We start from the raw sequence: 5,983 nt of genomic DNA on the forward strand, positions 1-5,983 counted from the left end.
TTTTGCACATTATTTCCGAATCCGCCTGAAATAATTTGAAAAAGGGATTCTGAAATAATGTGCTAATTTACATTATCCATTAATTTATGTTCCAACTTCCCCCAAATATTATATTCATCCACCTTATCTTCGAGTCCCATTGGATATATGGTTTTATCCGTATTTATTCCAAACTGAAATTTCTCTTTCATCGTACCATCTTCGATATACGCACCATTCCTAGTTTTCAAACGGAATTTGATTTTTTCCTGGTAAAAACCAACTAGATATGGTTCATCAAACATCTCTCTCTGAAAATCACCTTTTATTTGAAAAAGATCCCATTCATCCCATGATCGATTTGATACAGTTGTATCCGAGCAGAAATTAAAATTAATTCTTGGTCCTGTCAGTGCCTCATGCATAGCTCTTTTTAACTCGCGATCTATATCTATATCTCTATCTCCTGCTAGTGTGATGCTTTCGCCAAGTCGACCTTGTAAAATCACGCGTACTCGCATAAATTTCTCATGTTTATGTTCTATTTCAGTTCTTGTTTGCCTTGTAGTCAGAACTTCTATCTCGAGAATTTCCCAGTCCATTTTTCCATCCCCTACAATATGGTAATATCTTTTAATATCGTCACTGGTGCCTCGTTGTATGTTGGGATCGAATCATAATGTTTTACGCAGCGAGCTGCACGTGCAGGAACAGTATGCTTACATACACATTCAATATGATTATTTAATCCTTGAAGGGGTACTATCATCGTAAAAGGAGAAACCCTTTTTAACGGTCTTCCTTTTTCCATTAGAACGGAGTGGTGTATTTGTAGAATACAAAAGCCGTCATAGTACTCTCCTCCACTAGCATTAAGGCAATAAACGGCCCGATTAAAAATTGGCAGAACTTCATTAGCTTCTATACTTCCTCCTTCGATTCTTAAATGGGAGCATCTCGCCCTTGGCTTTCCTTGATGGGTTCCCGCCTGTGCTAATCCTGAGGGAATAGTATTATAAAGGAAGGCTGTCTCACGGTCTGTCACTCTCTTATAAAGCCTTCCGTTTTTGACCAAACAAATTTCCTGGACTGGAATACCTTCATCATCATAGGATTGATTTCCGGGATACTTAGCTTTGACTTGCAAGTATTCTGGGCCTACGCAAAATACTTTATAATAATGGGGGGCATTTTCTTCACTGCTATGCCCAATAATTTCATGAAACAAAACTGAACTAACGGTTGGGTTTAGAATAAATATATTTGTCTTATAAACGGATTTAATATCAATTAATGGTAGATAATCGTAATTATCTTCTTTCCATTGCTGAACATTTCTCTTGATTATTTCTTCCAATTGGTTAAGGTTATGGGTTCCATCAGTTATAAATTGTGTTCCAGAATCACAAGAGAATTGAAGCATTACTTCACACCAAGTGGAAGTCGATTTTTGATAAATGCCTTCACTGTTTATATACTCTCTATATCTTTTTTCCACTTGAATCATGACCTGGAATAAATCAGGATGATGATTGATAATCAGGTTTTGGCATTCATTTATTATGTTCTCAGAAATACTCAAGTCTAGATATACTGTGTCACGAGGTTTGACACCTTTCTTTAGTTGATGACGCCATAACTGTTCCTGCGGACTATAAACCCGCTGAAAGATAGAAGTTGCTTCTTTTTCCGGAGAACAAATTACTTTTTCCGAATTTATCCCTATGTAGACAGTCTTACTTTGATCATATCGGTGTTCTTCAAAATATCGCTTAATACCATCACTTTTCAAACGGCTTCCACAATGGTTGGATATGATGGATATCCCCTCCCGGTTCAATAAACTCTGTTACATCTATAAGAGCCTGTACAGCCGTCATTGACAAATGGATAGCAATTCCTTTACCCAAGCATCGATGTTCACCAGCACCAAAGGAAAGACTCTCTTTTAATTCCAATCTCCAAGGATTAAATGATGTCGGATTCTTAAAAACACGATTATCTTTGTTTGTATGAGTGATAGAAATAGCAACTTTATCACCTTTTTTTATTTGTTTTCCATTAATTTCAACATCTTCTTTGGCAAATCTCGTTAACATCAACCCTTCAAGTCCTCTAGCAACTTCATGCACTACTTTACTAAGCTCTTCTGGATGTTCCCTGACCCTTTGTTGAACCACTCGATGAGAAGCTATCTTTATAATCAAATGCACTGGTAATTCATGAGTCATTTTTGAAGCAAGCATTTCAAAAAAAGGAAAAATAAAAGCCACTTTTTCTTTTTGAGAAAGGCTGTGATCTTTTTGAATATTATGGATAAGTGAATTATCATCTGATATTAGACTTTTACCATTCAACATTTCTTCTATATTATTACAAATCATTTTATAAATAAATTTTCCCTTGATCGATGAGGGACCTTCCTCATGAAAATAGCGTTGAGCAACTTTAATACTTGCCAAAATTTCATTTCCTATGTCAATTTCTATACCAAGTAGACGAAAAATCGCCTGTCTACAATACGGTTCGACATAATCATTGAAACAATGGATTTCATTTTTACCGCTTAGCTGACGAACTAAGGAAAAAGCAACGGGTATAAAATAATCGTTATTGTAACTCAAAACTTTTGATGGGGTAAAATTCTTAGAGAATGATTTTTTCAATCTTGGAAAATCTTCTTCCGTGGCTAAGCTTAAGGCTAGGAAAAAACTAGACGTATCTTGATCTAACTCATCTTTTTTAGCTGTTCGAAATGATGAAGACTCAAGTATGGTCCTTGCCTCTTTCAAACCGTTTACTATCCATTTCTTATCCTTTTTATCAAAGTAAATAAACGATTGATTGGTTTGCTCAGAAATATTCCGATTCATATTTATCCTTCACCTTTTTTTAATTAAGATTAATCATACACCAGACTTAAGTACATTATTCATGTTTGACAAGAATTGATTGAAAATATCGAAAAGCAGCTCCAGAAGGAGCAATGTGCCCTATTACTTGACCAACTAATTGTAAATCATCATCGAGAGATTTTGACATCCACTGAGCCGCTTGCCCTGTCTCAGTTGGAAATGCAGAATATTTCAAAATTTGAATTGCATGATATTTCGCTTGTTTTTGGTCATTAAGTCGAATAGCTTGTCTCATCATAAAAGCATGATATTGACGTAATTGATTGGAACCCTGGAATATATTACGGCTTTGTTTTTCTCCACTATCTATAAAAAAGCGGAGTGCTTCCTCTGGATATCCTGCTGCCTCCATACTAAGAGCTACTTGAAGCGGATCATGAGGGGTCTCCATTTTTGCTTGTTCTACACACTTGCTAATCACATCCTCGGGTACTCTCGCCAACTCGATCATATGATTTTCTATAATTAAAACATCCGCACCAGAAAGGAGAAACTGCCGTACAGCATCTTCAGGGCTCTCAACTAGAGGTTCTCCCATGACGTTGAAAGACGTATTCAAAATGGCATAAACCCCTTTGATGGCTCCAAAATTTTCAATTAAATTGTAATAGACAGGCTGAATGTCTTTATAAACGGTTTGATATCGTATTGTACCATCGACATGTTTCATTTCTTTTAAACGATCGTCTTTAATGATCCCAAGCGATAACATATATGGGCTTAAGGAATCAGGGGTTTCACTGATATCGATTAGTTCATCTATTCCGTCCGGAGTACCGCTTATTCCGAACGGCCGAAAAGGTTCTCTGAGTTTAATCTTGTTTATTTTCTGTTTAATCCCAGGAAGTGTAGGATCAGCAAGAATACTTCTTGCTCCCAGTGCTCGAGGTCCCCATTCGCTTTCTCCTTGAAACCAACAAACTACCTTCCCGCTAGCAAGAATCTCAGCACCTTTCTCCTCTGGTTTTACGGATTGTACATAAACTTCAAGATCATATTTCTTTAGCGCGTCTTGTATCTCAGACTCTTTATATTTTATTCCAGTAAACGGATAAAATCGTGGAATAGGCTTTCTTCTTTGATTCAAAATTTCAATCCAGCCATACATGGCTAGTCCAACTGCTGCCCCGTCGTCAGTAGCTGCAGGATGGATATATACATCTCTCCAACCAACTTGCTTTAGTTTTGCGTTTGTTGTACAATTCAAAGCCACTCCACCTGCATATGATAAGGTTTGGGCAGTGGTATGTTTATAGAGTTCAGCAGCAATATGTAAAACAGCTTTTTCTAGTTCCTTCTGAGCCTTATAGGCAAGATCCTGAGCCAAGGTAGTATCCCAAGATACAGGGATATATTTTAGTAACAAATCGTCCAAATGTTGAACATTAATATTCTCCATTCCATTTCTAACAGGAAGTATATGCCCAAAAAAATCATCTAACCGTTCAAGAGATATGAAAGTGTTTCCATCTTTACATGAAATCAATTCTGGCCAATCCGGCCGTTCTTTCCCAAAAGGTGCTAAACCCATCAACTTCCCTGCAGAAGGCTTCCCTGCCTCACTTAGCCCTGTTAGCGCAGCAAATGCATCGTAAAACATGCCTAAACTTAAGTCATTCTTTGTTCCAAAAAATGATTTTATCTTTGTAAGTTTGTCCGAACGACCTTCAAACCATGTACATTTCTCAAATGATTGTTCGTTTGTATGATGCCCTTGTTCGTCAATAACAAGTACTGCCGTTTCATCAAAGGGGCATGTCCCATAAGCACTGTATGCATGAGAGAGGTGATGGCCAGGCAAAGGTATTTCGATCACTTTCTTAGGATCGATGGGGACATATTTCAAAAGTTCATTCTTACACATTTTTATCGATCTGCCACAAACAAGTAGATCAATATCGTTTAACGAAATACCTTCTTTGTGCAGTACGTATGTGATAGAGGCAAGCGGAGGCAAAACAATCTCTCGATGTTGACCAGAATAAAAGCCTTCTGATTTCTTTCTTCGATCTAACCTTTCCTCAGCAATTGCTGCCTGTACATGTCCATTTTTCAAAAGACAGGCTGCTCGATCATGATTGGACATACTGACACCTAAAATATAAATATCACTTGCCAAGTCTATCCCCTCATTCCCTCAATAGATTTGAACAAAGAACTCTCCTTCCCTATCTTTTCGAATAATTGCTTTAACTCTTCACGATTTGGTGGTCTGACTTTACTTTTCGGTCCGTACATTTCTCGTGCTAGTTTTGTCTCTGCTATAACCAATTGACTCATCAGGTAAGCAGCAAACACCTGATTTCTCGAAAGATAAGGTGTTTCAAATGCAGGATAACCGCCTGATTCTTGCATCCCTTCAAAATCTTCTATGATATATAAATCATACTTTGTATGATTTTCCGCATATTCCGTTCCAGGATGCGGGCAATATACATAACTGTTTATGTCTTCTACTGCACCTGTCATTAATAAATTAAAAATTGCTCCTAATGATGTAATCAATGAATCTACCGTTTCTTCCGGTGTCCCAATAATCCATTCCAAATGGACTTTTAAATGTGCCTTTTTTGCAATTTCGATTGCTTTAAGGACAGTATCCAATTTTTGTCCTTTGCCCATTTTCTTTAATATATTATCATCAGCATTGTCTAATCCTAAGTAAACTTTATTCGTCACTTGTTGGAGCATGTGGGCAATATCGGGTGTCAACAAGGTAGAATGCGTATACAACCCATCCAAAAATATCTTTTTCTTCTTGAATACTTCTGTCATATTACGAACATGCTCTACATCTCGGGTAAATATTTCGTCTTCTAAGAAAGCAATCCTGCCTATCCCCCCACATGCTTGTCAAATGATTCGAGCTCTTTTTCAATACGTGTGCGGCTCTTTTTGCGATAATTTAGCCAGTTTGGAACGCCACTGCAGAATTTACATTTGAACTTGCATCCCAAGCTGGTACGAATGCTAAATGGAATCTGTTCACATACATGTCCTGTCATTTTTTCATATATCCTGAATCCGTGACAAAACATCTTTACAATGGTCGCAAACCGTTGATACGATAAGGGAAAACGACGTTGACG

General features: G+C 37.3%; 6 protein-coding genes. All 6 read right to left on the bottom strand.

Translation table 11 applies throughout. From position 1 onward, the window contains the following. Window positions 1-62: 62 nt before the first annotated feature. The gene (locus DCC82_RS16265; RefSeq protein ID WP_097355074.1) at window positions 63-581 is read right to left on the bottom strand and encodes a hypothetical protein; all 519 of its coding nucleotides are present in this window, start codon (window positions 579-581) and stop codon (window positions 63-65) included. An 11-nt stretch (window positions 582-592) separates the two neighbouring features. After that, on the bottom strand, window positions 593-1,771 hold the full coding sequence (locus tag DCC82_RS16270) for a metallopeptidase TldD-related protein (RefSeq protein ID WP_097355075.1): 1,179 nt from the start codon (window positions 1,769-1,771) through the stop codon (window positions 593-595). Next, a complete protein-coding gene (locus DCC82_RS16275) occupies window positions 1,761-2,852 on the bottom strand; it encodes a cytochrome P450 (protein ID WP_097355076.1) in 1,092 nt (363 codons plus the stop codon). The genes DCC82_RS16270 and DCC82_RS16275 overlap by 11 nt, the downstream gene beginning before the upstream one ends. 55 nt (window positions 2,853-2,907) lie before the next feature. Continuing rightward, window positions 2,908-5,013 (bottom strand): carbamoyltransferase C-terminal domain-containing protein, encoded by a 2,106-nt coding sequence (locus DCC82_RS16280; RefSeq protein WP_097355077.1) that lies wholly within the window; start codon window positions 5,011-5,013, stop codon window positions 2,908-2,910. A 2-nt stretch (window positions 5,014-5,015) separates the two neighbouring features. Further along, window positions 5,016-5,669 (bottom strand): radical SAM protein, encoded by a 654-nt coding sequence (locus DCC82_RS16285; RefSeq protein ID WP_097355078.1) that lies wholly within the window; start codon window positions 5,667-5,669, stop codon window positions 5,016-5,018. 59 nt (window positions 5,670-5,728) lie between these two features. Then, on the bottom strand, window positions 5,729-5,983 hold a 255-nt coding region (locus DCC82_RS18390), incomplete at its 5' end, for a hypothetical protein (RefSeq protein ID WP_233253064.1).

It is taken from the genome of Geobacillus sp. LYN3 (assembly GCF_003064505.1).
Lineage (GTDB): Bacteria > Bacillota > Bacilli > Bacillales > Anoxybacillaceae > Parageobacillus_B > Parageobacillus_B toebii.